Origin of the sequence: uncultured Microbulbifer sp. (assembly GCF_947489355.1) — a bacterium.
GTDB lineage: Bacteria > Pseudomonadota > Gammaproteobacteria > Pseudomonadales > Cellvibrionaceae > Microbulbifer.
The window spans coordinates 74,558-101,254 of the sequence record NZ_CANLDD010000002.1 but is presented as its reverse complement, the minus strand read 5'-3'; the positions used below and the strand labels follow the sequence as shown (position 1 = coordinate 101,254).

Genomic DNA, 26,697 nt, shown 5'->3' with positions numbered 1-26,697 from the left:
CGTGATTAAGCGTTTTTTCTTTGGTATAGCGTTTGCCCTGCTGTCGCCCTTGGCGATAGCCGCTGACATCAGTACCGCCAGGTTATTGGCGAGTTATTGGGTAGATGGCAGCGCGGGCTTGGACCTTTCCGGTTTGAGCTTTTGTGCCGGCAAACTGCTCACGGTTTCCGATAGGGCGTCTAGGGAGGTTTATGCGATTAAGCTTATGGACGGGCGCGCCGAACTGGTGTCCCACTTGAAGCTCACTGGACTTCGAGTGCCGAAGAGAAACAAAGCGACAAGCCTTTGGTCCTTCATCCCGGAGCTATTTCGGCCGGCCAGAGATCTGGATTTTGAAGGGGTCAGCTGTGATGAGAATCGTATCTATCTTCTGAGCGAGCGCTACAATCGCATTGCGGTGGTAGAGGAGCAGGGCGAAGCTCGCTGGCTGGAAAATCTATGGTCTCCTGAAGTAAAGGCGCGGGGATATTTGCAAACATCCAATGTTTCCAGTGAGGGGCTGGTAAAAGCCGGTGACCAGTTTTGGCTGGCCATTGAGCGCGAGCCTCGCGGTTTGCTCAGACTCAGCCCGGGTGGCGATGCGCAGGTATTTTCACTGCCCCCCGTAGCCGGTCTGGATTTTCACGGTAATCCCGAAGATCTTACCGGTCTCGCGTATTACGATGGCGCGCTTTTTACCCTGGAAGGCAATGCCCATGCGGTATGTCGAAGGGCCTTGCCGAGCCTGAAAGCTGAGTGGTGCCTGGATTACCGTGCACTGGAGAAATCGCCGGAACGGGTTTACGAAGTAGCCCTCCGCGGTAAGGGCGGCGGGCTGGCCGTGAGCGAGCAGGGTATTTTTGTGGTGTTCGACAACGATAATAGCGCCCGCGCCCAGGACCCGGGGGACCGGCGCGCGCTGTTGTTGCACCTGGCTTTTCCCGACAGTGCCTAGGCGGTAACGATGGAGCGACTGTCGGCGCTGTTGGCCGAGATCCGCGCCTGCCATCTGTGCGAGGCACAGCTGCCCCTGGGGCCCAATCCCGTGTTACAGGCAGCGGCGTCGGCTCGCCTGTTGATTGTCGGGCAGGCACCGGGTACCCGAGTGCATGCCAGCGGTATACCGTGGAATGACCCTTCCGGCAACCGGCTGCGCAACTGGCTGTCGATCGACAGGGAAACTTTCTACGATGTGTCCCGCATTGCCATTATCCCCATGGGCTTTTGCTACCCGGGCCGCGGCAAGGGTGGGGATTTGCCGCCGCGCCCCGAATGCGCCGCTACCTGGCACCAGCGCCTGCTGGCGCAGTTGCCCAATGTGCAACTGACCCTGTTGGTGGGACAATACGCCCAGCGCCACTACCTGCCGCACTGGTATGGCAGTATTAGTGAAAATGTGTACCACTTTCGCGACGCGCTGCCGGCCGGTTATTTTCCCTTGCCGCACCCCAGTCCGCGCAATACCTTGTGGTTACGCCGGCGGCCCTGGTTTGAACAGGCGGTGGTGCCGGAATTGCGACAACACATACACAAGATACTCAGGATGTAAATATGCCGCTTACTAATAATATCAAGATTCATCCTTCCTGGTACGCGGTGCTGAGTGAAGAGTTTGAGCAGCCCTATATGGCCCAGTTGCGCCAGTTTTTGAGAGGGGAAAAGGCAGCCGGCAAGCGGATCTATCCGCCGGGCGGGCAGATCTTCAACGCGTTTAATTCCACCCCGTTTGACCAGGTGAAGGTGGTCATACTGGGGCAGGACCCCTACCATGGCAGCGGTCAGGCCCACGGCCTGTGCTTCTCGGTGTTACCCGGCGTGCGCATTCCGCCGTCCCTGCAAAATATCTACCAGGAATTGCACAAGGATATGGGCATAGCGCCCGCACACCATGGCTGCCTGCAGCCGTGGGCCGAGCAGGGGGTATTGCTGCTAAATGCCACTTTGACGGTGGAAGACAGCAGGGCGGGCGCCCACCAGGGGCGTGGCTGGGAGCAGTTTACCGATGTGGCGATCCACAAACTGGCGGAACAGCGCGAGGGGCTGGTATTTATCCTATGGGGCAGCTACGCACAGAAAAAGGGCGGCTTTATCGATCGCAACAAACATCTAGTGCTGCGTGCACCGCACCCCTCACCACTCTCGGCCCACCGCGGCTTTTTTGGTACCCGGCCTTTCTCCCAGGCCAACCACTGGCTGCAGCAACGGAGTCAGACGCCCATTGACTGGCAGTTACCGGAGGCGCGGGCACTGGAAAGGACTGCGATAGAGCTTGAATAATCGGTTTTCACTACTATTCGCTTTCTCATATTTTCCAAATTTGTCCCAGTTTTTTGAGAACGACCCCTACCAGCAATACTGGGCACCTCATTAGGTGGGTAAGCGAAACCACAGAGGTGATTCTTGTCCTGCAAGCAGAAGCGCAAGCAACACAGGCGTGAATTCAAAGCTGAAGCCTTGAAGCTGGCCGGGAAAAACCCGTATTCCACAGGCAGCCCAGGAGGCTGGGCTTCACGTGTCTCAGGTCTACAGTTGGCGATCGACTGACCAGAGATAAGTGAGTCAAAGCAAGTGAGAATCTGTTCTGGCGATCCTAAAAAAGCAACCACCTATTTCGCGTAGAACCAAAAGTGAATCGCTACCGATTTATGCATGAACACCGCTGGCATTTCCTTTTGGCACGGATGGCCGCAGTGCTCAAGGGCTCGTGAAGTGGGTATTACCGTTGGCTCACCGCTCTTGGCTATCTCAGTCCGGAAAACTTTGAGGTGAAGAAACTCCCTTAAGCCTGTGTCCGGTATTACTGGCGAGGATTACTCTTGCTAACGGTAAAGAAATGACACAGTATTCTGAACACCAATTGATCGCTTGCCATTTAAAAGGGCGGCTAGTTTGGCCGCCCTTTTTGTCATCGCCCTATTGCCATTCAAGCCAGCGGATCGGCATCCGCGTCGTAGGGCAGCGCCTGGATTTCCAGAGTGCGGCCGTCTTTGAATCGCAGGGTTTCACCGGCGGCGACTTTGGCGATGGTGAGCACAGCGAGCAGCTGTATTCCATCCTGACTGTGGCAGGCTTGCACCAGGTTACCGATGCTCTGCTTGCCTTCGCCGTAGATTTCCAACCCGCTGGACGGAAGGTTGCCGCCAGCGCATTTTGCCCGGTAGAGGCGGCGCTTTGTTGCGCCGCGGTATTGCATACGGGCCACCACCTCCTGGCCTGTATAACAGCCTTTTTTGAAGCTCACACCACCGAGCAGATGCAGGTTGGTCATTTGCGGGATAAACATTTCCGAAGTGGCGGCATCAACCTGGGGGATGCCGGCATCAATCTGCCCTTTTTGCCAGAGGTCGTAGCCGGTTGCTTCGCACTGTGGGGCGAGCGTTTGCCAGAGCTGCTGTACCTTGGTGACTGGCACCAGCAGGGCCAGCTGGTACTCATTGACCGACTGGGCGATACAGGGCTCGCCTGCAACATCAAAAGACGCAACCGCACCAATGGCGGGTGCGCTGCAGCCAAGCTGTTGCGCGGCGCGCTCCGCTACGTTCTGGCCCTGTAGGCCAAGCCAGAGGGATTTTGCGCTGATATCCTGCAATTGCGTGTTAAAGAATACGGCGTATTTGGCCAGTGCCTGTTGCGCAGTGAGGGCCAGGTCCCGCGGGAGCCGGAAAACAAACTGACTCGGGGACACTTTCAGGGCGCTAAAGGTGCTGATTATGCGGCCCTTGGGACTGCAATGGGCGCCCAGGGTGCTGTGTCCATCCGGCAGGTTCACCAGGTCGCAGGTGATCTGGCCCTGCAGGAATTTCTGGCTGTCAGGGCCGTGGATGGAGATAGCGCCGATGGGGCTCAGGTCAATCAGGTGCAGACCCCGTGGGTCGTCGCTACTGGTAAGGGGGAAATGGGCCTTGTCGCCCTCCCAAATGGCGCCTTCGCCGCTGAGGAAATCCTGCCACTGTTGTCGGTCCATAGTGTTCCCACCTGCGGTTGTCTGGTGGCAGTATTTGGGGGGCTTTGCGCATTTTTCAAGTTTACCGGGCTGCGGGTATACTGGGTTCTTTCTCTGGATTGGAAAGCGTCGTATGGATCGCAACCGCCTGTTTTGGGCCAGTCGCCGCGGCATGTTGGAACTGGATTTGGTACTGCTGCCATTTTTAGACAATGTCTATGATACCTTGGCACCAGCAGACCAGCAGCGCTACATCCGATTACTCGATGAGCAAGATCAGGATCTGTTCGCCTGGTTTCTGCGTCGCGAGGACCCCGCTGACCCGGAGCTGCTCCGCATTGTGCAGATTATCCGTGACCACACCGGTCTGCAGGAATAGGTCCTCTCCCGGTCACTTTGAGCGCAGCGCCCGTTTGAGCTGCGTTGCTGCGTCATCCCCTCTGCTGTTGATTCTTTTGCTTCTGGTTGCCCTGCTGGCGGTACTGCTGCTGTGGCTTTGCGAGCTGCCCCTCAGGCTGTTCTGGGGTGCGCTGCCGCTGGTGTTTGTTTACGTCGCTTGGGAAAAGTGCCGCCTGGGGCGTATGGCAGGGAGGCTGTCGACCCGCGAACGTCGCTGGTACTGGCGGGAAAGAGGGGGGGAGGAGCGGGAGTTTCGTTTTTGTGGCGAACTGGTGCTGTGGCGCTGGTTGCTGGTGATCAATGGCCGGGATCGGCAGGGCAGGCGTTTGCGCCTGGTGTTGGCGCGGGATGCGCTGCACGCCGACGACTGGCGCAGATTGCAGGTAGCACTGCGCTATTCCCGCTAGGGCTGGCGCCTCCTTGCCTTTTGGATTAGATGAACTGCCGTTGGTTGGCAAAATTCTCCGGAACCAGAATGGTATCCATGGCGAGTTCCCGCAGCTGCGGGTAATCCAGCGAGTAGTGCAGGCCCCGGCTCTCCCTGCGCTCCAGTGCCGAGCGGATAATCAGTTCGGAAACCAAAGCGAGGTTGCGCAATTCCACCAGGTCATTGGTGATCCGGTAGTTGGCATAGAACTCACGAATTTCCCGCTGCAACAGCTTTACCCTGTGCTGGGCACGCAGCAGGCGTTTGCGCGTGCGCACGATCCCCACGTAGTCCCACATAAAGCGGCGCAATTCGTCCCAGTTGTGGGAAATCACTACGTCCTCATCCGAGTCTGTGACTCGCGAAGCATCCCAGGGCGGGGCGGGGCGGGGTGATTGCACTGCCCCCAGGTGCTTGTCGATATGCATGGCGGTGGAGCGGGCATACACCAGGCACTCCAGCAGGGAGTTGCTGGCCAGGCGATTGGCGCCGTGCAGGCCGGTAAAGGTGGTTTCCCCAATGGCGTACAGTTGGTCGAGATCAGTGCGTCCGTACCGGTCCACCATGATGCCGCCGCAAGTGTAGTGCGCTGCAGGCACCACCGGTATGGGTTTGCGGGTGATGTCGATACCGTATTGCAGACAGTTGTTGTAGACCGTGGGGAAGTGCTCGCGGACAAAATCGGGTTCTCTGTGGGAGATATCCAGAAAGAGACAGTCCGCACCGAGGCGCTTCATTTCGTGATCGATGGCTCGGGCGACAATATCCCGCGGCGCCAGCTCGCCGCGTCTGTCAAAGCGATCCATAAAACGGCTGCCGTCTGGCAGTTTCAGATAGGCACCCTCACCGCGCAGTGCCTCTGTCACCAATAGTGCCTTGGCCCTGGGGTGGTAGAGGCAGGTTGGGTGGAACTGATTGAATTCCATATTGGCCACCCGGCAACCGGCGCGCCAGGCCATGGCGATACCATCGCCGCTGGCGCCATCGGGATTACTGGTATACAGGTAGGCCTTACTGGCGCCGCCCGTGGCGAGCACCACAGTTTTGGCCTGGAACAGTGCCACCTCCCCTGAACTGCGGTCGAGTAAATAGGCTCCGCCACAGCGAAAGCGGCCCTCTCGCGGGTCGGGCTGGCGGATCAGGTCGACCGCCAGGTGCTGCTCGAAGCAATCGATATTGTCGCTGCTGCGCACCCGGTCAATCAGGGTGCTGTGCACCGCTCGACCCGTGGCATCGGTGCTGTGAATAATGCGGCGATAGCTGTGCCCTCCCTCCTTGGTCAGGTGATAGTCACTGCCCTCTCGGGTAAAATCCACCCCCTGATGGATCAGCCAGCGGATAGCGGCAGCACCTGCCTCGACAGTGAAGCGTACGGATGATGGGTGGCAGAGTCCGGCACCCGCGTCTAATGTGTCTGCAATATGCGATTCCACCGAATCGGTTTCATCCAGCACTGCGGCTATGCCCCCCTGGGCAAACCAGGTGGAACCATCTTGCAAGCGCTGCTTGGAAATCAGGGCAACGCGGTACCGGGCTGCGAGATGCAGCGCCAGGGTGAGGCCGGCAGCGCCACTGCCGATAACGAGAATGTCGTAGTTTTCCTGGGCATTCATAGATTTTATTTATGATCTGGGGTCGCGTAGTATAGCGCTTCCTTACTATTCGTCGATTCGATCTGGAACTTATGCCCAATTGTCAGTGTCATCAGCACAGTAGAAAAAATGCCTGCGCCGGTAGCCCCTCAATAAATGGAAGAGGCCTCCGCAATGGGACTGTGTATGGGAGTTGGGGATGACAGCGCATCAGGCGGCCGCGAGTGACCGTGAGCTGGTGGAACGGGTTCAAAAGGGGGATAAGCGCGCTTTTGATCTTTTAGTTCTCAAATACCAACATAAAATTGTTGCGGTAGTCAGCCGGTTTATCAAGGATCACAGTGAGGTACAGGATGTCACGCAAGAGGCCTTTATCAAAGCCTATCGGGCGCTGGCCAATTTCCGCGGGGAGAGTGCCTTCTACACATGGATGTATCGGATTGCGATTAACACTGCCAAGAACCACTTGGTGTCCCGCAGCCGCCGGCCACCGTCCTTTGATGTGGATTTGGAGGACGCAGAATTTTACTCGGGTGCCGATTTGCTCCGCGACAACGAGACGCCGGAAAACCAGATGTTTCGCGACCAGTTGGAAACTGCAGTACATGGCGCCATTCGCGCACTGCCGGAGGATCTGCGCTCAGCGGTTACCCTGAGGGAATTGGAGGGGCTGAGTTACGAGGAAATTGCCGAGGTGATGGGATGTCCGGTGGGCACGGTGCGTTCGCGCATATTCCGTGCTCGGGAGGCAATAGACCGGACAGTCCAGGCCGTTATGGCCGGGGAGCCGGAAACACTGGGTGACAGAGGCTAATTTTGCGGGAAATTTTCCCAACAGGGGAAACCAACCGCCGGAAGCCCGGTCATAAATGATACAAATGATGGTGCGTGCGGGCACCGGATAAATGATTGCACAAGAGGGTAAGCCCCTATGTCCCACGGGAATCATCAGGAACGTCTCAACGAGTCGCTATCGGCGTTGATGGATGGCGAAGTCGATGAGTTGGAGCTGCAGCGAATTTTGAAGGCCACAGCGGTCTCCGGAGACCTGGGTGAACGCTGGTCGCGTTATCAGCTGGCGGCGAGCGTTATGCGGCGCGAGGAGGTTGCCCCTGTCGACAGTGACCTGGCGGCCAGTATTTCGGCGGCGCTTGATCGGGAAGCGCCGCTCTCGCAAACCGCGGGTGGTCGTGTTGTCGCGGCCAGTGGGCTTGCCAACAGCCGTTGGTGGCTTTCGCGTGGTGCGGTGGCGGCTACTGTGGCGTTCGCCGTAATCCTAGGGGTACAGCAGATTACCGATACCCAGCAGAATACTGTGCAGGGTGTTCAGCAGTTGGCGGAGGCCGAGCGCCCCGCCCAGCCAATCGTTCAATCGGCGCCGCAGCCATCTGGTTTTTACGTGCCCGCACCTTCCACGCGTTCGGTCAGCACAGCGGTTCCGCGCTTCGTACCCGAGCAGCGCCCGGGTGCGGTGGGGCAGGCGGTCATTCAAAAAGCACCAACGCCAGAGCTGATGCGCCACCTGAATCGTGTGATGATTCAGCACTCCGAACAGGCCGCGCATATCGGCAGCCAGGGTATGGTGCCCTTTGCTCGCGCGACCTACGGCGAACAGGTTGGAATGTAGTGTGGCGAACCTCGTAATGCGGGAAAGCCTGATCCGCAGCGGAGTTCGCATCGGTGGTAGTCTGTTGCTGGCTTTCTCTTTGCTGTCACCGCTGTTATTGGCGCAGACGCTCGACGGTATTGATGCCAACGCCGCCACTACAATCAAACTCGACAGAGCCAGCATACCAGTCGCCAGTCCTGTACCGGTCGATACCAATGCGCCCGGCGCTATCGCAGTCGAAACCACCACAGCGGCATCCAATCCCCAAGCCAGCCCCGATCCGACCAATACACGCGTGCTGAACAATGAGGTTGAGCAATGGCTCGGGAAACTCGCCCAGGCAGTCAATGAACTGGAATACAGTGGGCTGGTGACTTTCGAGCACGCCGGCCTCCTGGAAACCTTGCAGGTGGTGCGCGCGGTGCGTAGCGGTGAGCAGGTGGAGCGGGTGCGATACCTGAGCGGTACACCGAGGGAACTGATCAGCTACGGCAGTGGTGGCCACTGCACATACAATGCCTCTCCCAGCATTAGAACCAGCCTCTTGAGTGCGGCTGGCCAGCAGCAGGTACAGCGTGCCTATCAGTTTATTCTGCGCGGCGGCGAGCGCATCGCGGATCGCGAGACGGTGGTGATCGAAGCCAGGCCTAGAGACCGTTATCGCCTCGGTCTTGTGGTCAGTTTGGACCGCGAAACCGGCCTGCCCCTGAAGAGTATGCTGGTGAGCACACAGGGGCGTGTGCTGGAGCGTTACCAGTTTGTTCAACTGGACTTGTCCCCGGTGAAAGACTTCGCTCTTCAGGCGGTATCCAGTAATGCGCGGCGCATTGATAATCGCAACGGTTGTGATGCCTCTCAAAGCCGTTGGCAGGTGCGCTGGCTTCCGGAGGGCTTCAAGGTGGTTTCAGTGAAGCCACTGTCCGATGGGGATATGTTGGTATTCAGTGACGGGCTCGGTGTCTTTACCGTGTTTGTCCAGCGCCTCGGCCCAGAGTTGGAAGATTTCGAGGGACGTGCTATTCGCGGTGCCACTGTGGCTTACATGGATCGTATGGAAGTCAATGGTGTCGCTTATACGGTGACGGTCGTGGGTGAGATACCCGATGCCACTGCGCGCAGAGTAGCCAGCTCGATTGTTGAGAAAGGCTGAAGGAGTGCTTGAGGAGCGCGGTCGTATCGTAGCCATAGAGACCGATGCTATCTGGGTGGATACCTTTAAGCGCAGTGCCTGCAATGGCTGTGCGGCTAAACCCGGTTGCGGCACGGGCCTACTCGGCGATTTCTTTTCTTCCTCTGCACGGGTGCGGGTGGCCTTGAGCGGCTTTCGCGCCGATAAGGTTACCCTGAACGATACGGCGGTAATTGGCATCGCCGGAAATGCACTCACCAGCAGTGCCCTGCTGGTTTACCTGGTGCCCCTGGTCTGCCTGATACTGTTGGCGCTAGTGGGGGATGCCTTGTTTGCAGAGGCCGGCGCGGTGTTTGGCGCGCTGGCTGGCTTGATTGGCGGTGCGCTCAGTGTTCGTTGGTACAGCCGTCGCCAACGCTCTAATCCTGTCTTTACCCCGGTGCTCCTGCGTATCGAGCCCGGCGGCGATCATTCCTAACCTAAACTGATAGCTCCAAACACTGATTGGAGGCATTTCATGCAGGCCCGCTGCTTTGCCGAGCACTGGCCTCTGCGCACGGCTTTTGTGATTTCCCGCGGTGCCCGTACCGAGGTCCAGTTGGTGGTGGTGGAGGTCCGTGAGGATGGAGTGGTGGGTATTGGCGAGTGCACACCCTATGCGCGTTATGGCGAGAGCGTTGCCTCAGTCATGCAACAGCTTCGGCCAGTTTTCGCGGAGATGGCCGCGGGGCTGGATCGCACGCTTTTGCAATCGCGCCTGCCCGCCGGCGCCGCCCGCAATGCCCTGGATTGTGCGCTGGCAGACTGGGAGGCCAAGTGTCGCGGAGCAGTTTTTACCGGGCCGGATTCCCTACCCACTGTGCAGACTCTGGTGATCGATGATCCCGCAGCGATGGCTGTGGCTGCGCGTAATGCCATCGCACAAGGCGCCGATACCCTGAAGCTGAAACTGGATGGTCAGCAGGTTTACCAACGGGTGGCGGCGGTACGGGCCGCTGCGCCTGCAGCGCAGCTGGTGATTGATGCCAATGAGGCCTGGCGGGTGGATACCCTGGTGGAGCGCTGTAGTCAGCTGGAGGAATTGGGAGTGGCCATGCTGGAGCAACCGCTGCCTGCCGGTGACGATGAATTTCTGGGGACTTTCCCCCACCCACTGCCGATCTGCGCCGATGAAAGTTGCCATAGCCGCGAGGATCTGCCGCGTCTGCTGGGGCGTTATGAGATGGTTAACATCAAGCTGGACAAGACCGGTGGTATCACCGAAGCCGAGGCCCTGGCAGAGGCGGCTGAGGCACAGGGGTTCCAGTTGATGCTGGGGTGTATGCTGTGTACCTCGCGAGCCATCCGTGCGGCCTGGCCTCTGGGAAAGCGGGCATGCTTTTTGGATCTGGATGGCCCAACCTGGCTGGCAAAGGATGTAGAGTCCCCTTTACGTTTTGGTGCTGGTCGGGTCTACTGGTCGTAAGTGAGTAGGCCGACCAAGGAGTGCAGATATGCTTCGCTGGCGGCATCCGGCGAAATGGGCGGGAACTCCACGGTGATACAGGCTAGCGCCTGTTCGGCGCACCAGGTTCCAAATGAACCAGGAGTTTGGTAGCCGAGGTCTTTTACCAATGGCAACTGTAACCGGCTCGCCAGCCAATTACCCAAGTCGCTGGTGCCGGGATCTTCCACACAGGCCAGCGGCTCGTGTATGGATACTGCCCAGGCCGGCTGCAGTTTGGCGATCAGCCGGCAAAGTGCCCAGGTCTCGCGCTCAGAGGCCGGGCTCAGACCGGTACTGAGTTTGACATCCCGGGCGTCGGCGGCGCTGTTCCAGCGGTAGACACTATCACCGCCATCCCAGTTTTTTGTGGCGAAGTTGCGGTTGAGGTCGACACCGCACGCATTGCAACGGGTACCGAGTTGACAGCCGTCGGGATTGACCGCCAGTATCACATGGTGGCGGAGCTGGTCTGGGGGCAAAGAGCGTAGGGCGCAGGACAGGGAGATGACTGCGGCGACTTCATCACCGTGGGTGCCGGCCAAAACCAGGCCGTGTTTATTGCCTAATTGTGCGGGAAAATACAGTAGTGGGGCACCCAGCGTGCTGTGACCGTACTGCACCCTGGCAAGGTGCAGTTGGCCGCGTTCGGGGCGCGGGCGCAGTTTGGACATCGTTGACCCTTTACACAGATTTACACCCCACAGCAGAACTTTCGTGGCCACTTCGCCACTAAATCGTTACTGAATGTCCTGTAAGGGGGCCTGGATAAGCGATGGCGAGCCCCGGAGGGAACTCAAATTCCACAGGTTTCATATTAGAAGGGATCAATAAGGGTAACAAACCTATGATTAAATGCTGTACGCAATATCTACTGTTGTTCTGTCTGGTGGTATCGGGCACGGCCATTGCCCGAGGGCTGCCTGAACTGACTGAACTGATCGAGGAAAATTCGCCCGCAGTGGTGAAGATCAACACACTGGATCGCAGTCGTGTGGCACGTGGCAATAATGCGCCGCAATTCCAACAGGATATTCCCGATATCTTTCGTCACCTGTTCGAGCCGCGTCGGCGCCAGCAGCGCCCGGTGGCCAGTATGGGTTCCGGCTTTATCATCTCCGATGATGGGTACATCGTGACCAACAACCACGTGGTGAATGGTGCCAGCCAGGTCACCGTCACCCTGACCGATCGCCGCGAGTATAAGGCTGAAGTAATTGGCACCGATGTGCGTTCGGATCTGGCGCTGCTCAAAATCGATGCCGATGACCTCACTGCCGTGCGCTGGGGAGATTCAGAAGAGCTGCAGGTGGGGGAATGGGTTGTCGCCATCGGCTCGCCATTTGGCCTGGACTACTCCGCCAGTGCTGGCATTGTCAGCGCCATGGGACGCAGTATTCCCAATGAGAGCCGTGAGAACTATGTACCGTTTATCCAGACAGATGTGGCGATCAACCCCGGCAACTCCGGTGGCCCGCTGTTTAACCTGGAAGGGCGGGTTGTTGGCATCAACTCCCAGATCTATACCCGCAGTGGCGGCTCAATCGGTCTCTCCTTTGCCATCCCGGCGAGTCTTGCCCAGGATGTGGTGGCACAGCTGAAAGAGAAGGGCCGTGTGGACCGTGGCTGGCTGGGGGTGGGCATTCGCAACGTGGACCGGGATATGGCTGAAGCTATGGGGCTGGACAAGCCGGTAGGGGCGCTGGTAGAGCAGGTCAGCCCCGGTGCGCCCGCTGCCGAAGCCGGGGTTATGCCCGGAGATGTCATCACCCGCTTTAATGGCCAGAGAATCGGTGTACACGGTGATCTGCCCCATTTGGTAGGCCAGCTCCGTCCCGGAACTGAGGTTTCGATGGAACTGATGCGTAACCGCAAGTCTGAGAAGCTCAAAGTTATCGTCGGTACCCTGCCGGGCTCCGATGATGAGGGAGTACAAGCCACAGTAAAACCAAGCTCCATTGTCGGCGGACGCCTGGGCCTGGTGGTTGAGCAGATTCCCGAGGGTCTGAAGCAGCGCTGGAATGTGGATACCGGAGTACTGATCAAGCAGGTTGTCCCGGGCAAGCCCGGCGCCAAAGCAGGTCTGCGCAGTGGCGACATTATCGCCCAGTTGGGATTTGAAGAAGTGGGGGATATGGAGGATTACAAAGCCGTGGTTGAGGAACTCCCCAAAAATGAGCTGTTGCCGATCCGCTTCTTCCGCTCGGGCCAGTCAACTTTCCGCACGATTAAGATCGAAAGCTGAGTTTCGGGTCGAATGGTGGCCGAATAGGCCACCTGTCTCTCACCTCTGTCCATAAGTTCTGTTAGACTTGCGCCACACAGTTGGCTTATCTGCCAGCTAATTGTCTGTTTTTTAAGGGTTTTTATTCCGCAGTGGCCACAGATCTCTCCCATATCCGCAATTTCTCCATCATTGCCCATATCGACCACGGAAAATCTACCCTGGCTGACCGTTTCATCCAGGACTGTGGCGGTCTCTCCAATCGCGAAATGGCCGAGCAGGTATTGGACAGCATGGAGCTGGAACGGGAGCGCGGGATTACCATCAAGGCCCAGAGTGTCACGCTCGACTACAGGGCGCGGGATGGCAAGACGTACCAGTTGAATTTTATTGATACCCCGGGGCATGTGGACTTCTCCTATGAGGTTTCCCGGTCCCTGGCGGCCTGTGAAGGTGCGCTTCTGGTGGTGGATGCGGCTCAGGGTGTAGAAGCGCAGTCGGTTGCCAATTGCTACACCGCGATTGAGCAGGGCCTGGACGTGATTCCGGTTCTCAATAAGATGGACCTGCCCCAGGCGGACCCAGACAAGGTCGCCGAAGAAATAGAAGACATTATCGGTATTGATGCCAGTGAGGCAACGCGCTGCAGCGCCAAATCCGGTATGGGCGTGCAAGAGGTGCTGGAAGACCTGGTGCGCCTGGTACCGCCACCGGAGGGGGATGTCGAGGCACCGCTGCAGGCACTGATCATCGACTCCTGGTTTGACAGCTACCTCGGGGTGGTGTCTCTGGTGCGCGTGATGCAAGGTACCCTGAAAGCCAAAGACAAAATTGTCACCAAGTCTATCGGTCGTACCCATGTGGTGGACAGTGCCGGCATTTTTACCCCGAAACGCCGCGAGACCGGTGTGTTGTGTGCCGGAGAGGTGGGCTTTGTGGTGGCCGGCATTAAAGATATTCACGGTGCGCCTGTGGGGGACACGCTGACCCATGCCAAGGGTGCGCAGGACATAGCGATGTTGCCGGGGTTCCAGAAGGTCAAACCGCAAGTCTATGCGGGCCTGTTCCCGGTCAGTTCCGATGACTATGAGACTTTCCGTGATGCCCTGGAGAAGCTGTCCCTCAACGATGCCTCCCTGTTTTACGAACCGGAAACCTCCGATGCCCTGGGCTTTGGTTTTCGCTGCGGTTTCCTCGGTATGCTGCATATGGAGATTGTTCAGGAGCGCTTGGAGCGGGAATATGATCTGGACCTCATTACCACTGCACCCACGGTGGTGTACGCCGTAGAGCAGAATGACGGCGAAGTGGTGATGGTGGATAACCCGTCTCGGCTGCCGGATGTGGGCAGCATTCTGGAAATGCGCGAGCCGATTGCGGAAGTGAATATCCTGGTGCCCCAGGAGTACCTGGGTAACGTGATCACCCTCTGTGTGGAGAAACGTGGTATGCAGAGGGATATGCAATACGTGGGTACACAGGTATCCCTGCGCTATGAACTGCCGTTGGGTGAAGTGGTGATGGACTTCTTTGATCGCCTTAAGTCGGTGAGCCGCGGGTTTGCTTCGCTGGATTACAGTTTTGTGCGCTTTGAAGCAGCAAAACTGGTGCGCTTGGATATCCTCATTAACGGGGACCGTGTAGATGCCCTGGCGCTGATCGTACACCGTGAAAACGCCCAGCAGAAAGGGCGCGCCATGGCGGAAAAAATGAAGGAACTGATACCGCGGCAGATGTTTGATGTGGCTATTCAGGCGGCGATCGGTGGTCAGGTAGTGGCGAGAACCACCGTAAAAGCCCTGCGCAAGAATGTGACCGCGAAATGTTATGGCGGTGATGTTACGCGCAAGAAGAAATTGCTGGAGAAACAGAAAGCGGGTAAACGCCGTATGAAGCAGCTCGGCCGTGTCGAAGTGCCCCAGGAGGCCTTCCTGGCAGTACTGAAAGTGGATCAATAGGGCACAGCCGGTGCTTGATTCCGAGATTTGGGGACAATAGAGAATAGTGATGGATATTAATTTGCCTTTGATTCTGCTCTGGCTGGTTGTCGTCAGCGGTGGAATCTGGCTGCTTGACAGCCTGTTTTTCGCCCGCCGCCGCAGGAAGAAGGCAGGGAGGAAGCGTGAGGACCCGGTTGTGGTCGAGTATGCCAAGTCGTTTTTCCCGATTTTGGCCATTGTCTTCGTGCTGCGTTCTTTTATCCTGGAGCCCTTCCAGATACCGTCTGCCTCTATGGTGCCCACCCTGCAGATTGGCGACTTTATTCTGGTCAACAAATATGCCTACGGCCTGCGCTTGCCGGTTTCCCGCACCAAGGTTGTGGATATTGGCGAGCCGCAGCGCGGGGATGTGATGGTGTTTTTCCCGCCACATATGAACGATACCTATTTTATCAAGCGGGTGATCGGCTTGCCCGGCGACAGGATCGAGTTGAAGAATAATGTGCTCTATGTGAACGGAGAACTGGCGCCACAGGAGCTGATCCAGGCGTTACCCCCGGCTAATCCACAGGTGGAGTTTCTGTGGGAAAACCTCTACGGTCGGCGCCACCTAATGGCGAAAAATGTGCGCCCCGGCAGGTACAGTACTTTCAGTGGCACTGTACCGGAAGGCCACTATTTTATGATGGGCGATAACCGGGACAACAGCCTTGACAGCCGTGACTGGGGCTTTGTGCCCGAGCGGGATATCGTGGGCAAGGCCTTTGCCATCTGGATGCACTGGGACAAACTGTTCAGCTTGCCCAGCTTCGAGCGTGTGGGTTCCATCCAATAATAAAAACCGGCCGGGTTTATACCGGATACCGGTGAGGAGGCTTGAGGACATCATGGGTAGTGTGTTGCAATTTTCATTTCGGCGCCAGCGCGGTATGAGCTACTGGGGCTGGCTGTTGCTTGTGGCAGTGCTGGGTTTTGCCCTGACATGTGCATCCAGGATGGCGCCCGCCTATCTGGATGCACGCTACGTGACCGAAGCGCTGAAGGTGTTGGCTGAAAACCCGGACCTGGAAACTATGTCGGCGGGCCAGATCAAAAAAGAGCTGGGCCGCTTCTTTCAGATCAACAATGTGCGCGGCGAGCCCACCAAGGCGCTGCAGGTGATTCGCGGTGCAAAAAGTACGCTAGTCAGTATTGATTACGAGTTGCGCCAACCGTTGATTTACAATGTGGATGTGGTGATGAAATTTAACAAACAGCTCAATACGGCCAGACCGGAGCTGTGCTGCGATGCGCTGGTGGATCTGGAGCAATTCCGCAAACGTGACTGATCTTTTACTGGAGCGTCTGGGCAAGCGTCTCGGTCATAAGTTCAGACAGGGCGCCTTGCTGGAGCTGGCGTTGACACACCGCTCCCACGGTAGCCGCAATAACGAGCGTCTGGAATTTCTCGGGGACTCTATTCTCGGTTTTACCATCGGCGCGGTGCTTTACGAACGGTTTCCCAAAGGGAGGGAGGGGCAGTTAAGCCATTTGCGCGCGCAGTTGGTCAGTGGTGAGACCCTGGCAAAGCTGGCACTGGAGCTGGAAATTGGCGACTGCCTGCGTCTTGGCGAAGGAGAGATGAAAAGCGGCGGTTTCCGCAGAGCCTCGATTCTCGCCGATGCGGTGGAGGCCCTGATCGGCGCCATCTATCTGGATGCCGGTTTGGAAGCGGCGCGTGCCAGGGTGCTGGACTGGTTTGCATCGCGGCTTCACTGCCTGTCCCTGGAGACGGTAAAAGATCCCAAAACCCGCCTGCAGGAATGGCTGCAGGCACGCAGGAAGCCACTGCCACAGTATACGGTAGTGGACGTCTCCGGTGTGGAGCACGCCCGGCAGTTTGTTGTCGAGTGCTGTGTGAGTGGGCTGGCTCAGCCTGTGCGCGGTGAGGCCAGCAGCCGCCGTGCAGCGGAAAAAGCGGCTGCAATTGAGGCCTATAAGCGACTCACCGGGCTGAATTGATTTTAAATTGTGGGCAATCCGGCCACTGCCTGTCTCCAGGTGGCGGACTCCAATGCACGGGAGTTCGGTTTCGGGCATCGCGGTTCCCTTCAACTCTTTCGGAGCGTTTTTTTGAGCGAACAACCCTCTCGCTGTGGCTATGTTGCGATTGTCGGCCGTCCCAATGTGGGAAAATCCACACTACTGAACCACTTGCTGGGGCAGAAGCTGGCGATTACCTCGCGCAAGCCCCAGACCACCCGCCACAATATGCTCGGGATCAAAACAGAGGGGCCCGATCAGATTATTTTTGTCGACACGCCCGGTTTGCACCCGGATCAAGAAAAAGCCATCAACCGCTATATGAACCGGGCTGCTACCAGTGCGACACGGGGTGTGGACCTGGTGGTATTTGTGGTGGAGCGCACCCGCTGGAGCGAGGGGGATCAGTTGGTCGCTGACCAACTGCGTGGTATCAAGTGCCCGCTGGTTATCGTGGTCAATAAGGTGGACCAGCTGGAGGACAGGGCCAAGCTGTTGCCGCAGTTGCAGGCCCTGGCCCAACAGTATCCCAAGGCAGAGATTGTGCCTGTTTCCGCCCTGCGCAACCAGAATCTGGATGTACTGGAACAGGTGATTCTCAAACATTTGCCCGAGGGGCAGCACTGTTTCCCGGACGATCAGGTTACCGACCGCAGCTCGCGTTTCCTCGCTGCGGAAATCGTACGGGAAAAAATCATGCGCCAGTTGGGTGCAGAGGTGCCTTATCAGGTCACGGTCGAGGTGGAGGAATTTGCCCAGGAAGGCAAGATCCTGCATATCCGCGCGGCGATTCTGGTGGAAAGGGCCGGGCAGAAGCGCATTCTTATCGGCAACAAAGGCGAGCGCATCAAACAGATTGGCAGCCAGGCCCGTGAGGATATGGAGCGGCTTTTCGACAGTAAGGTAATGCTGAATCTATGGGTCAAGGTCAAGTCCGGCTGGTCCGATAATGAGCGCGCTTTGCGCAGTCTCGGTTACCGGGACGAGTAGAACTCTGCTTCGGTGCATGCCCGTTGACATCATGAAAAAGTCACCACCAGTACAGCCAGCCTATATCCTGCATGCACGGCCCTATCGCGACTCCAGCTTGATTCTGGAGCTGCTGACTTCGGATTTTGGGCGTATTGGCTGTGTTGCCCGCGGTGCCCGCCGCGACAAGCAGCGGCGCCAGCAGGCATTGCAACCTTTCTCCCCGCTTCTGGTCTCTTTGCTGGGAAATAGGACGTTAAAAACCTTGGGTTCTGTGGAGAATGCCGCCGCGCGACTCTGGCTGAAAGGCCGGGCCGTCTATGCGGGGCTCTATGCGAATGAGTTGCTGGTGCGCTTGTTACCGGAGGGGGAAGCGCACTATACGCTGTTCGCCATGTATCAGATGTTGCTGGAAGCCCTCGCACAGTTAAAAGGCGATGATAGCAACCCGTTGGAAGGGCCCCTGCGCCGCTTTGAATTGCAACTGCTGGCAGAACTGGGCAGCTGCCCACCGTTGGATTATTGTGCCGGCAGCCGGGGCACTGTCAGCGAGGGCGCTTGCTATCGACTGGAGCTTGAGCAGGGATTTGTGCCTGTGCACCGCCGGGGAGGTAATGCTCTGCGCGATGGTGAGTTCAGCGGCGCGGAACTGCTGGGTATCGTGCAGGCGCTGGAGAGTGGGCAATGGCCCGTCGGACTACTGCCTCCGGCAAAGCGTTTGACTCAGATTTTGCTCCGGGCCATGCTCGGGGACAAGCCATTGCGAAGTCGTACATTGTTCAGGCAAGTATACGGAAAATGATCGTCAGTATCGGTACAGATATTTGCAGCTATCATCGCATAGCGATGGCTTTGCGGCGCCACGGCAATCGGTTTGTGCGTCGAATATTGAGTGACCGAGAGCGCTGTGACTTCGCCGATCTGGGCGAGGCCAGCCGCACAGCTTACCTGTGCAAACGTTTTGCCGCCAAAGAGGCGGTAGCCAAGGCCCTGGGCACCGGCATCGGCGACGGCATTTCCTGGCAGAATATCGAGGTGCGGCGTCGCAAGAGTGCTGCAGCACAGGTTCTGTTAAGTGGTGCGGCACAGGAGCGGGCCTGTGCTCTGGGCGCTGAGGTCATTCACCTCTCCCTGTCGGATGAAAAAGACTTCGCCCTGGCATTCGTTATTTTTGAAGCTCGCTAGCTCACCGTTGCAGTCTGGCTCAGGCAACTTCCAGCCCGAACAGCGCATCCAGATTCTGCTCGGAGGCCCATTCGCGCAGTGCGCGCATCTCGCGAAATACTGCGTCCAGTTTGCGCCGGTCAAATTCCGTCGGTTCCCTCTCTTGCAGGGTACGCAGTTCCTCCTGAAGTACGCAGGTGGCTTCGCGCAATCGGGCCACGCCGCAATAACAGCAGCCGCCGTGCATACGGTGGGTTAGCTCGAACATGCCTTTGAGGTCGCCGGTACTCAACAGCCGCTGTAACTCCCGTTCGTCGCACACAAGCCCGTCCAGAAGCATTTGCAGCATGTCCCTAGCCAGTTTCATATCGCCGTTGGCAAGGGTCAGGCTCTCGCCAATATCCACCAGGCGCATCTGCTCCAGGCTGAGTTTCTCTACCACCTGTGGCGTGATGATCTTGATCCAGCGCTTGATCATGTGGGTGAGTTGGGCCTCACTGACAGGCTTGCTCAAGTAATCATCCAGGCCGGCGGAGAGTAGTCGCGCTTTCTCCTCGGCGCCCGCATGTGCGGTGAGTGCAATAATCGGTGTGCGCCGACCGGCTTCTTGCTCACGAATGCGGCGGGTGGCCTCAATACCGTCCATGCCAGGCATCTGTATATCCATAAAGATGAGATCAAAGGTGCTCTGCTGCCAGTGTTGCAAGGCATCTTCGCCGCTGGCGGCAATGACCACCTCGATATCCTGGGTGCGCAGTAACTCACCGACCAGGCGCCGGTTGGCTGCGTGATCATCTACCGCCAGAATTCGGGGTGTTGCCGGCCAGGGCAGAGCGGGTATGGCCCCGCTACTGGGGCGCGGCTGATTCCTTCGTGGCGCGGCCCTCTTTAAGGCGCGCAGCAGGTTCTCGCGGGTGACCGGTTTGCCGAGAAAAGTTAGGGTACGGGTACGCAACTGCTCATAGCAACGGCGCAGCTCCGCCGGGGCACCCAATACGATAACCTGGCATTGGTAGGCATCCACGAGGGACTGCACCTGCACGCTGAAACTGTCGAAGTCGCCTTTGGCGATGGCGGTATCGATAATCACGGCATCGGGCAGCGCGTCGTGCCGCCACATTTGTTCGATCACCGGTTGCAGAGTCTCTGTATCGCTGAGTTCTACGGGCTCCGCCTGCCAGTGGCTAAGCAACTGCGCCACTTGGGTGCGGGTCAAGTGGTTGGGGTCGGCAATCAATATGCGGCAGCCGGGGCACTGAAACCGCGGCGGTACGCCGCGATTGCGCTCCGGTTGCAGAGATAGCTCTACCCAGCAGTGACTGCCACCGCTGTCGGATTCTTCTATACCGGTGCTGCCGCGCATACGCTCAACCAGACTGCGGGCGATGGACATACCGAGGCCATTGGCACTGATTTGCTGGCTGTGCTGTGGCGTTTTGGTATTGAGTATCTGCTGCAGTTCACTGCGGCCCGCTTCATCGATGCGGTTGCCCAGGTCGGTGACGCTGATACGCAAGATCAGCTCCGAATCCTTGCTGCTCACTACGCTCAGCTGTACTGGTATATTGCCGTTTTCCGAACTGCGAATCGCATTGCCCAGCAGGTTGGTGAGGATTTGCTTGGTGCGCAGCGGATCGCCTACCTGGGTGGCGGGCAATTGGGAGTCAATCAGGGGTACCAGTTCCAGATGGTGTTCATAGGCGTAGGGCGCCAGGATTTGCAGGGTTTCCTCGAGCAATTGTCCCAGATCCATGGGGATATGGTCGAGCACCAAATTGCCAGACTCAATGCGGGAAAAATCCAGAATATCGTTGATGGTGGTAAGCAGGTTTTCCGATGAACGCAAAATGGTCTGCAGGTAATCCTGCTGCAGCTCGTCGACCTCGGTTTTGAGCAACAGGTTGGTAAAGCCGATGATGCCGTTGAGCGGTGTGCGGATTTCATGGCTGGTATTGGCCAGAAAAGTAGACTTGATGCGGCTGGCCTCCTGGGCCCTTTTACGGGCGAGGTCGAGTTCGATATTTTGTTCTTCCATACTGTCGAGGGACTGCCGCAGGTCGTCCATAGATTGCAGCAAGTTTGCCTTGTAATCGCGCTGGTAATTGGCGAGGTTCTTGGCCATTTCATTGATCTGATTGGCCATCTGTGCCACCTCGCGGTTGCCAGTTTCGCGGGCGCGACGATCAAACTCCCCGCGCCCAACCGCCTGCAATACCTGTCCCATACGCGACAGGCTGAGCGCGAATCGCTCGGATAGGATGACAGACCAGGCCACGGCTGCCAGGGTGCAGATGATCAGCCCCACGAGGCCGATCAGCAATACCTGATAAGTGCCCACCAGGAAGTAAGGGCGGTGCAGCTCAATGCTGATCCAACAGGTGAGGATGTCGCCTTTCAAGGGCTGCAAAATCTGCAGGCTCTCTTCATCTTCGAAGATAAATGGCTCGCGCTTTTGCAGGTGTTCGCGGGTAATGGGTGTGGCTGGCCGCGGTCCGACACTGGCGAGTAGTCCCAGGCCGGTATTCGGATTCAGAGGCTGCTTCTCGCTCGCCTCGGTAGAATAGATATGTACCGAGCGCACCATATCTTTTTCCAGCATCAGGGCTAAAAGGCTCTTGCGCAGCCATTCCATACGCAGTTCGATGGGTTGGCCGCCGCTCATCGCGATCAGTTCGGCAAGCTGCTCCGCACTGGCGTGTCCGTGGCTGAGTAATAACTGGCGGCGGTCGTGCATCTGCTGCAATGTAAAGACCAGGGCCAGTGTGATGGCCAGTGCCAGTGCCGGGGCGACGGTAAACCTAAATAGGGTTGCGCGCAGGGAACGCAGTGTTGAGGAGTCTGGCGTGGATGACTTGGCATTGTTTTGGGCCATGGTAGAAGGGGGGCCTTGTGCGATTGTTTTTTCAGATTTTACCGGCATGCATGACGCTATGCACTCCCGGATCGATAGGGAGAGAAATTATTATGTCCTTTATAGTTTAGCTATGCGCCCAGCATATTACCGAGGGTCTTTCCTGTTTACCGATGGTATTAGGGGGTTTAGTAGAAGGTTTGTTTTTTAAATTTTGTAACCAGTTCCCAAACGACCCAGGGCGTAGTCGGGTACGGATTGGTTTAAATTTATCGGTCACTGTATTGCGGGTATTTTCTAACTGCAGAAGCAGGCTTAATAACCCGACTATATAGTCCCCCTACAGAGTCGATATTTAACGCTGGAAAGATCTTCGGGTACACTGTCTGGCCGCAATAGTATTCTGGAACTGACTGCACCATGGATTACCCCACAATTGCCGACTGTGTAGGCAATACCCCCCTGATTCAGTTGCAGCGATTGCCTGGTGAAACCAGCAATACGATTCTGCTCAAGTTGGAAGGGAATAATCCCGCCGGCTCTGTAAAAGACCGCCCGGCGTTATCCATGATTAACCACGCCGAGGCCAGGGGGCGTATTACTCCGGGCGATACACTGATCGAGGCGACCAGTGGCAATACCGGCATTGCCCTGGCGATGGCGGCCGCGGTCAAAGGTTACCGCATGATCCTGATTATGCCCGACAGCGCTACGGCCGAGCGCAAGGCGGCCATGGCAGCCTATGGCGCCGAGCTGATCCTGGTCAGTGCGCAAGCGGGTATGGAAGGTGCCCGCGACCTGGCCCTTGAGATGCAGGCTGAGGGCAGGGGGCTGGTACTCAATCAATTTGCCAACGATGACAATCCACTTGCCCATTTTGAGGGCACGGGCCCCGAGATCTGGCAACAGACTCAGGGGCAGATCACGCACTTTGTCTCCTCAATGGGCACCACAGGGACCATAATGGGTTGCGGCCGTTATTTGAAGCGGAAAAACCCCAATATCCAGATTATCGGCCTCCAACCTACCGATGGTTCCAGTATCCCCGGCATTCGTCGCTGGCCCCAGGCATATCTGCCAAGCATTTTCGTCCCTGAGGCAGTGGATCTGGTGATTGATATGGACCAGCTTGAGGCGGAGGAGATGACCCGAAGGCTGGCCAGAACCGAGGGAATTTTTTGTGGAGTATCCTCCGGCGGAGCCGTGGCCGGTGCTTTGCAAATCTCCGCCCAGGTGGAAAAGGCCACCATTGTCGCTATCGCTTGTGATCGGGGAGATCGTTATCTGTCCTCGGGCGTGTTTACTCAGGCCTGATTAAACCCGGTAATCAATCAGCGATGCTAATTAGTGAGGTGAAAATTTTTGAATAAAAAACGCCTCAAAACGGATAAATTCCCAGGAATGAGAAACTTTAGGGAAATGCGGATTTTTAGTAGCCTGCTAGACTAAATAAATTATATGAGAAGTGGTAAAAGGTCCACTTTTTACACGGACTTTTTACCACCAGATTTTTTTCGGGGGCGGTCTATTTTATTTTTTCACCCACTATTTGGAAAGTTAAACTGTGCCCCTTCTCTAAGGCTACTGGATGGCCAGCGCTGGGTAATGGTTTTGCGCTTGGTGTAAAAGCGTACCGAATCCGGTCCGTAAGCGTGCAGGTCGCCAAAGAGGGAGCGCTTCCAGCCACCGAAGCTGTGGTGGGCAACAGGGACGGGAAGGGGAACGTTGATGCCAACCATACCCACTTTGATATTATCACTAAAGTAACGGGCCGCTTCGCCATCGCGAGTGAACAGGCAGGTGCCGTTACCGTATTCGTGGGTATCGATAATATCCATTGCTTCTTGCAGGGTGCCTGTGCGCATGACACAGAGTACAGGGCCGAATATTTCCCGGCTGTGTATGGTCATTTCCGGCGTGACGCGATCAAACAGACAGGCCCCGAGGTAATTGCCACGCTCGAACCCGGGTATTTTCAGGCCGCGACCATCCACGGCCAGTTCCGCACCTTCTTCAATACCAGTGGCGATAAAGCCCTCGACTCTTTTCAGATGGGCCGGAGTTACCAGGGGGCCCATATCACTCTGGTCATCCATACCGTCGCCCACTTTGAGTGTGGCGATCTGTTTTGTGAGTTTTGCGACTAGGGCATCCGCGCACTCATCACCGACGGCAACCGCCACGGAAATAGCCATGCAGCGTTCGCCACAGGAGCCAAAGGCGGCCCCCATCAGTGCGGTCGCGGTGTTATCCAGGTCCGAATCCGGCATGACAATGGCATGGTTCTTGGCCCCGCCAAAAGCCTGTACTCGCTTGCCGTGGGCCGTGGCGGTGGTGTAGACATATTCCGCAATCGGGGTGGATCCGACAAAGCTAATGGCTTGAACGCGTTTATCGGTCAGCAGGGTATCCACCGCTTCCTTGTCGCCATTCACCACGTTGAGTACGCCCGCCGGGATGCCGGCTTCGATACCGAGTTCGGCGATAAATAATGCGGAGGAAGGGGTGCTTTCTGAAGGCTTGAGCACGAAAGTATTGCCGCAGGCGATGGCCATTGGCCACATCCACAAGGGCACCATGGCGGGAAAGTTAAACGGAGTAATCCCGGCGCAGACACCCAGGGGCTGGAATTCGCTCCAGGTATCAACGGCGGGACCCACATTCTTGCTGTGTTCCCCTTTGAGCTTTTCTGGAGCAGAGCAAACATACTCGATATTTTCGATACCGCGCTGCAGTTCACCCATGGCGTCGTTGAAGACCTTGCCGTGTTCCCGGGTGATGTGCTCACAGATGGTATCGGCGTGCTGTTCCAGCAGGGTTTTCAAGCGGTACATGATGCGCACGCGTTTGGCGGTGGGCAGGTTGCGCCAGGCGGGGTAGGCGGCCTGGGCCGCGGCGATGGCCTCTTCGACGGTGGCTTTGCTGGCCAGCGCGACTTTTCCGGTGACCGTGTTGGTTGAGGGGTTGGTGACATCCTGCAGGCGTGAACCTGCGGTGCTCTCGCCGCCGGTATCCAGGGCGCCGTTTATCAGATGGCCAATGACTTTCATGGTTTTTTCTCGTTGGAATGGACGGGTTATTTTTAGCTATTTTCACCTTTTTAACACAGGTGTGCCCGAAGGGGAAAAGCGTTCCGGGCTATCCTGCGCCTAACGCTTGGGGAAGTCTCTAAGTACGGCGAGGAAGGTGTCGCCAAAACGCGCCAGCCTGCTGGCGCCGACCCCGGAAACCGCCAGTAACTCACTGCGGGTTTGCGGGTGCGCTTTTACCATGCCGCGCAGGGTGGCATCGTGAAAGACCACATAGGGCGGTACACCGCGCTCTTCCGCCAACGCCTTGCGGCAGCTGCGCAGGGCCTGCCAGAGCGGTTGGTCCTCACAGGCCAGGTCTTCGGAGGCTGAAGCGTCGCGGGAGACGAATCGGGGGCCTTTGGCCGGCAGCTTGCGCAACTGCAGGGATGTCTCCCTGCGCAACAGCGGGCGGCACAGCTCTGTGAGCCTGAGCCCCTGAAACTCGCCTGTCACCTCCAGGTAGCCGCGCACGATTAATTGTCGCATCACAGCCCGCCACTCGCTGGTGGCGAGGTCTTTGCCAATGCCGTGGGTGGAGAGTTGGTCGTGCCCGAATTTGCGTACTTTCTCGTTCCTGGAGCCCCGCAGCACATCGATGACATGGCTGGCACCGAAGCGCTGGCCGGTACGGTAGACGCACGACAGCAGTTTGATGGCGGCCTCGCTGGCATCCCAGGTTGCAGGGGGCTCCAGGCAGGTATCGCAGTTGCCACAGGGGTGGTCCAGGGTTTCGGCGAAGTAGTGCAACAGGGCCTGGCGGCGACAGCTGGTGATTTCACACAGGCCCAGCATGGCATTTAAGCGCCCGCGTTCGTGGCGCTTGTGCTCCTCACTGCCCTCGGAGGCTTCAACCATCTGTGCCAGCTTCACCACATCTTCCAGGCCGTAGAGCAGCAGTGTCACCGAGGGCTCGCTATCGCGACCGGCGCGACCGGTCTCCTGATAGTAGGCTTCGATACTTTTGGGTAGATCCAGGTGCACTACAAAGCGCACATCGGGTTTGTCGATACCCATGCCGAAGGCGATGGTGGCCACAATAATGACACCCTCCTCGCGCAGGAAGCGGCGCTGGTGTTCGGCGCGGGTAGCGGCGGGCAGACCGGCGTGGTAGGGCAGGGCGGTATACCCCTGTTGGCTCAGCCATTCGGCGGTATTTTCCACTTTGGCGCGGGACAGGCAATAAATAATGCCTGCACTTCCTTTCTGAGTGCCGCACAGAAACTGCAGTAGTTGGCGGCGCGGGTTGTCCTTGGGTTCGATGCGGTAGCGGATATTGGGACGGTCAAAGCTGCTGACAAAGTGCCGGGCGGTCTCCAGGTTGAGTCTCCGGGCGATTTCCGCGCGGGTGCGCTGGTCCGCGGTAGCGGTCAATGCAATACGCGGTACGCAGGGAAACTGTTCGTGGAGGCAGTTCAGCTGCAGGTAGTTGGCGCGAAAGTCATGCCCCCACTGGGACACGCAGTGGGCCTCATCGATGGCGAACAACGACAGTTCGACTCGTTGCAGGAGTGAAAGTGTGTGGGGCTGTAGCAGCCGTTCCGGTGCCAGGTACAGCAGATCCAGTGTGCCGTGAAGCAGTTGGTCCTCAATTGCCAGGGTTTCGTCATACGGTACGGAAGAGTTCAGGAAGGCGGCGCGGATACTGGCTTCCTGCAGCGCTTCTACCTGGTCCTGCATCAAGGCGATCAGGGGAGAGACCACCACGCCGCAACCGGATCTGGCCAGCGCGGGTATCTGGTAGCACAGGGACTTGCCCCCACCGGTGGGCATAAGTACCAGAGCGTCGTTGCCAGCCATCAGGGTGTCGATCACCGCGGCCTGGGGGTCGCGGAAGTGGGGGTAGCCGAAGATGTGCTCAAGAATCTGCTGTGGGGATTGCATGGCGGCGGAGTATA

25 protein-coding genes are annotated in these 26,697 nt (G+C 57.6%); 19 read left to right on the top strand and 6 right to left on the bottom strand.

Features of this window, described 5'->3' with window-relative positions; genetic code table 11:
- Nucleotide 1: 1 nt before the first annotated feature.
- The 3 genes from Q1A48_RS02440 to ung are packed head-to-tail and all read left to right on the top strand — an operon-like array spanning nt 2 to nt 2,256.
- Nucleotides 2-934 (top strand): hypothetical protein, encoded by a 933-nt coding sequence (locus tag Q1A48_RS02440; RefSeq protein ID WP_299940698.1) that lies wholly within the window; start codon nt 2-4, stop codon nt 932-934.
- Nucleotides 935-943: 9 nt separating this feature from the next.
- The gene (locus tag Q1A48_RS02435) at nt 944-1,528 is read left to right on the top strand and encodes a uracil-DNA glycosylase family protein (RefSeq protein WP_299940695.1); all 585 of its coding nucleotides are present in this window, start codon (nt 944-946) and stop codon (nt 1,526-1,528) included.
- 2 nt (nt 1,529-1,530) lie between these two features.
- On the top strand, nt 1,531-2,256 hold the full coding sequence (gene ung, locus Q1A48_RS02430; RefSeq protein WP_299940693.1) for a uracil-DNA glycosylase: 726 nt from the start codon (nt 1,531-1,533) through the stop codon (nt 2,254-2,256).
- A 646-nt stretch (nt 2,257-2,902) separates the two neighbouring features.
- On the opposite strand, the gene Q1A48_RS02425 is transcribed toward ung, so the two are convergent.
- The gene (locus Q1A48_RS02425) at nt 2,903-3,943 is read right to left on the bottom strand and encodes a folate-binding protein (RefSeq protein WP_299940691.1); all 1,041 of its coding nucleotides are present in this window, start codon (nt 3,941-3,943) and stop codon (nt 2,903-2,905) included.
- A 112-nt stretch (nt 3,944-4,055) separates the two neighbouring features.
- On the opposite strand from Q1A48_RS02425, the gene Q1A48_RS02420 reads away from it, so the two are divergent.
- Both Q1A48_RS02420 and Q1A48_RS02415 read left to right on the top strand, forming a co-directional pair.
- Nucleotides 4,056-4,301 carry a succinate dehydrogenase assembly factor 2 gene (locus Q1A48_RS02420; protein WP_299940689.1) on the top strand — a complete coding sequence of 82 codons (246 nt, stop codon included), beginning with the start codon at nt 4,056-4,058 and terminating at the stop codon, nt 4,299-4,301.
- Nucleotides 4,302-4,335: 34 nt separating this feature from the next.
- Nucleotides 4,336-4,728, top strand: coding sequence for a protein YgfX (locus Q1A48_RS02415; RefSeq protein ID WP_299940687.1), 393 nt, complete (start codon nt 4,336-4,338; stop codon nt 4,726-4,728).
- Between the two features lie 25 nt (nt 4,729-4,753).
- Here the strand turns inward: Q1A48_RS02415 and nadB are convergent, their stop codons facing one another.
- Entirely contained in the window at nt 4,754-6,361 is a 1,608-nt protein-coding gene (gene nadB / locus Q1A48_RS02410; RefSeq protein ID WP_299940685.1) for an L-aspartate oxidase, read from the bottom strand.
- 178 nt (nt 6,362-6,539) lie between these two features.
- On the opposite strand from nadB, the gene rpoE reads away from it, so the two are divergent.
- The 5 genes from rpoE (at nt 6,540) to ycjG (ending at nt 10,543) form a co-directional block, all read left to right on the top strand.
- The gene (rpoE, locus tag Q1A48_RS02405) at nt 6,540-7,154 is read left to right on the top strand and encodes an RNA polymerase sigma factor RpoE (RefSeq protein WP_299940683.1); all 615 of its coding nucleotides are present in this window, start codon (nt 6,540-6,542) and stop codon (nt 7,152-7,154) included.
- A 117-nt stretch (nt 7,155-7,271) separates the two neighbouring features.
- A complete protein-coding gene (locus tag Q1A48_RS02400) occupies nt 7,272-7,967 on the top strand; it encodes a sigma-E factor negative regulatory protein (protein ID WP_299940680.1) in 696 nt (231 codons plus the stop codon).
- A 1-nt stretch (nt 7,968) separates the two neighbouring features.
- Nucleotides 7,969-9,099: a MucB/RseB C-terminal domain-containing protein gene (locus tag Q1A48_RS02395; protein WP_299940677.1), complete on the top strand. Its 1,131-nt coding sequence runs from the start codon at nt 7,969-7,971 to the stop codon at nt 9,097-9,099.
- A gap of 4 nt (nt 9,100-9,103) precedes the next feature.
- Nucleotides 9,104-9,556: a SoxR reducing system RseC family protein gene (locus Q1A48_RS02390; protein ID WP_299940675.1), complete on the top strand. Its 453-nt coding sequence runs from the start codon at nt 9,104-9,106 to the stop codon at nt 9,554-9,556.
- A 39-nt stretch (nt 9,557-9,595) separates the two neighbouring features.
- The gene (gene ycjG, locus Q1A48_RS02385) at nt 9,596-10,543 is read left to right on the top strand and encodes an L-Ala-D/L-Glu epimerase (RefSeq protein WP_299940672.1); all 948 of its coding nucleotides are present in this window, start codon (nt 9,596-9,598) and stop codon (nt 10,541-10,543) included.
- Here ycjG and mpaA read toward each other — a convergent pair.
- On the bottom strand, nt 10,531-11,235 hold the full coding sequence (mpaA, locus tag Q1A48_RS02380) for a murein tripeptide amidase MpaA (RefSeq protein ID WP_299940670.1): 705 nt from the start codon (nt 11,233-11,235) through the stop codon (nt 10,531-10,533). The genes ycjG and mpaA overlap by 13 nt on opposite strands.
- A 173-nt stretch (nt 11,236-11,408) precedes the next feature.
- Here mpaA and Q1A48_RS02375 point away from each other — a divergent pair, with 173 nt between their 5' ends.
- The 8 genes from Q1A48_RS02375 (at nt 11,409) to acpS (ending at nt 18,901) form a co-directional block, all read left to right on the top strand.
- On the top strand, nt 11,409-12,806 hold the full coding sequence (locus Q1A48_RS02375; protein ID WP_299940667.1) for a Do family serine endopeptidase: 1,398 nt from the start codon (nt 11,409-11,411) through the stop codon (nt 12,804-12,806).
- 131 nt (nt 12,807-12,937) lie between these two features.
- Complete coding sequence (lepA, locus tag Q1A48_RS02370) at nt 12,938-14,743, top strand: translation elongation factor 4 (protein ID WP_299940665.1); 1,806 nt, start codon at nt 12,938-12,940, stop codon at nt 14,741-14,743.
- 49 nt (nt 14,744-14,792) lie between these two features.
- Nucleotides 14,793-15,560 (top strand): signal peptidase I, encoded by a 768-nt coding sequence (lepB, locus tag Q1A48_RS02365; RefSeq protein ID WP_299940662.1) that lies wholly within the window; start codon nt 14,793-14,795, stop codon nt 15,558-15,560.
- 61 nt (nt 15,561-15,621) lie between these two features.
- A complete protein-coding gene (locus Q1A48_RS02360; RefSeq protein ID WP_299940905.1) occupies nt 15,622-16,053 on the top strand; it encodes a DUF4845 domain-containing protein in 432 nt (143 codons plus the stop codon).
- The gene (gene rnc / locus Q1A48_RS02355; protein ID WP_299940659.1) at nt 16,013-16,726 is read left to right on the top strand and encodes a ribonuclease III; all 714 of its coding nucleotides are present in this window, start codon (nt 16,013-16,015) and stop codon (nt 16,724-16,726) included. The genes Q1A48_RS02360 and rnc overlap by 41 nt, the downstream gene beginning before the upstream one ends.
- Before the next feature lie 111 nt (nt 16,727-16,837).
- On the top strand, nt 16,838-17,737 hold the full coding sequence (gene era / locus Q1A48_RS02350) for a GTPase Era (protein ID WP_299940657.1): 900 nt from the start codon (nt 16,838-16,840) through the stop codon (nt 17,735-17,737).
- 31 nt (nt 17,738-17,768) lie between these two features.
- The gene (recO, locus tag Q1A48_RS02345) at nt 17,769-18,518 is read left to right on the top strand and encodes a DNA repair protein RecO (RefSeq protein WP_299940655.1); all 750 of its coding nucleotides are present in this window, start codon (nt 17,769-17,771) and stop codon (nt 18,516-18,518) included.
- Nucleotides 18,515-18,901 (top strand): holo-ACP synthase, encoded by a 387-nt coding sequence (gene acpS, locus Q1A48_RS02340; RefSeq protein WP_299940652.1) that lies wholly within the window; start codon nt 18,515-18,517, stop codon nt 18,899-18,901. Before recO ends, acpS begins: the two co-directional genes overlap by 4 nt.
- A gap of 19 nt (nt 18,902-18,920) precedes the next feature.
- Here acpS and Q1A48_RS02335 read toward each other — a convergent pair whose 3' ends face one another.
- A complete protein-coding gene (locus tag Q1A48_RS02335; protein ID WP_299940649.1) occupies nt 18,921-21,752 on the bottom strand; it encodes a response regulator in 2,832 nt (943 codons plus the stop codon).
- Between the two features lie 399 nt (nt 21,753-22,151).
- Here Q1A48_RS02335 and cysM point away from each other — a divergent pair, with 399 nt between their 5' ends.
- On the top strand, nt 22,152-23,045 hold the full coding sequence (cysM, locus tag Q1A48_RS02330) for a cysteine synthase CysM (RefSeq protein ID WP_299940647.1): 894 nt from the start codon (nt 22,152-22,154) through the stop codon (nt 23,043-23,045).
- Between the two features lie 224 nt (nt 23,046-23,269).
- Here the strand turns inward: cysM and Q1A48_RS02325 are convergent, their stop codons facing one another.
- Nucleotides 23,270-24,781 carry a CoA-acylating methylmalonate-semialdehyde dehydrogenase gene (locus Q1A48_RS02325; RefSeq protein ID WP_299940645.1) on the bottom strand — a complete coding sequence of 504 codons (1,512 nt, stop codon included), beginning with the start codon at nt 24,779-24,781 and terminating at the stop codon, nt 23,270-23,272.
- 99 nt (nt 24,782-24,880) lie between these two features.
- A complete protein-coding gene (recQ, locus tag Q1A48_RS02320) occupies nt 24,881-26,683 on the bottom strand; it encodes a DNA helicase RecQ (RefSeq protein WP_299940644.1) in 1,803 nt (600 codons plus the stop codon).
- Nucleotides 26,684-26,697 lie beyond the last annotated feature (14 nt).